Origin of the sequence: Vibrio sp. Vb0304 (genome assembly GCF_033338995.1) — a bacterium.
Taxonomy (GTDB): domain Bacteria; phylum Pseudomonadota; class Gammaproteobacteria; order Enterobacterales; family Vibrionaceae; genus Vibrio; species Vibrio alginolyticus.
Map to the genome: position 1 here is coordinate 1 of NZ_JAWOTT010000106.1, position 1,503 is coordinate 1,503.

Annotated in this window: 2 protein-coding genes and 1 pseudogene; all 3 read right to left on the reverse strand. The window is 42.3% G+C overall.

The genetic code is table 11. The annotated features are described in order from the left end of the window. Nucleotides 1–55: 55 nt before the first annotated feature. Nucleotides 56–799, reverse strand: coding sequence for a hypothetical protein (locus R7P35_RS24170; RefSeq protein ID WP_021484599.1), 744 nt, complete (start codon nt 797–799; stop codon nt 56–58). A 4-nt stretch (nt 800–803) separates the two neighbouring features. Further along, nucleotides 804–1,295, reverse strand: coding sequence for a hypothetical protein (locus R7P35_RS24175; RefSeq protein ID WP_015297455.1), 492 nt, complete (start codon nt 1,293–1,295; stop codon nt 804–806). Between the two features lie 120 nt (nt 1,296–1,415). Next, a pseudogene (locus R7P35_RS24180) lies at nt 1,416–1,503 on the reverse strand (NAD(+) diphosphatase); the annotation flags it as partial.

Sequence of the window (1,503 nt, forward strand, 5' to 3'; positions counted from 1 at the left end):
GCCTAAATTTCAATAAATTAAAAAGCCACCTTGCGGTGGCTTTAAGAACGAGCAGTTATGACTGGCAAACTTTTTTCATTAACCCTTTTACATGTCCTTTAGACAAATATGTCGGGCAAAGTGCTTCTCTTACGGTCTGAGACTCAATAATGTAATTTTCAAAGTTTGTTAGTGCGGTGTTAGCACACCTTTGTGTAGCAACCTCTTTCGCCAAAGCGAAGTTGGTATTATTTGGTCTGTCCAAGGTGTAGAGCAACGCATTTGCGACGTTTTCATCCGCACAGTAGTTCTCAGCTTGCTGCACTGCTGCTGCAAAAAAAGGAACCGACAGTGACTTCGAGACATTCTGGAAAACTTTGGCTCCTTCTTCGTAACTCACCTCAGCGCTTGGTGCCAAGGTATTAAGAAGCTGACCATAATTTTCCACACATCCCTCTATCGCATATTGAATACATGGTTGTGCTGCAGGCACCAGCTCTTTCGAGAACTGCTGAGTAAAACTCTTAGATTGAGAGAGAAATGGGTAAGATAGGATTAACTGCTGACCCAGACCAATCGCATCATCTTTTGCTCCAGATGCGACATAGTGTTCAAACGCTCCCAACGCCGCATTTTGAACTAGGCTTTCCCACTCGCTATTACGTTGAGATGGACGAATATCTTCCGCATGCGCTAATAGCTCATTCCAATTTTTAGAGCCGTTCAATGCCTTTAAGTCGTCCATGGTGTAACGAGCTTCTTCACCGACCACGGCAAAGCTGACGGACACCATGAATAACGACAATAACGTTTTCTTCATCGTTTTAGTTCCATGCCTGCTTAAGGTACTTCAACGTTGAAGAGTCGTAAGCCGCATTTGGATTCAGAGCAACTTTGAGTACGCTACCACCTTCATCTAACGCGAAACCTGCTTTTTTCGCATTCACTGAATCTTGACCTACGAATTGGATTTTTTGAACTTTTTGAAACTCTTCTTTATACAAAGCTGCGTGCTCAGTTGTCGTGCACAACTTCACCATATCATCATAGATGTAGTTAATAAGGCCACCTAACCAACCTGTGGTTTTTACTTTATCAAGTCGAGCTTCAGAAAAATCATAATTATCCCACTGAGCCCAATCGATATTGGTTTCTAGTACTTCATTACCACAAGCCTGCTGCACCTTGGTTACATTTTCTGTCATGGTATTTTCTGTCAACATGCGCTTCGCTTTTACTTCGATACTTGCATTTGCCGACATGCTCACCATTGTGCACGATACTAATCCTAGCCATAACGCTGATTTCAACTTCATTCGGTATACTCCATTATTTATAAACCCATCAATACAGAACGTCATACCAAGCTAGTCTAGCAACAGTGATGTCTCAAAAATGATTAATTTTTAACCTTTACACACTTTACGATCAGCATCTCAGCCTGAAAGAATATCACTCACGGTCTGCTCAATTAGCGCCCTTGCAATAGTGCCTGTTGGTGCCACTGGTGGCATTTCTTTCACA

Bases quoted from the DNA above. Each gene is read 5' to 3' on its own strand.
- R7P35_RS24175 (WP_015297455.1), bottom strand. From the start codon at position 1,295: ATGAAGTTGAAATCAGCGTTATGGCTAGGATTAGTATCGTGCACAATG.
- R7P35_RS24170 (WP_021484599.1), bottom strand. From the start codon at position 799: ATGAAGAAAACGTTATTGTCGTTATTCATGGTGTCCGTCAGCTTTGCC.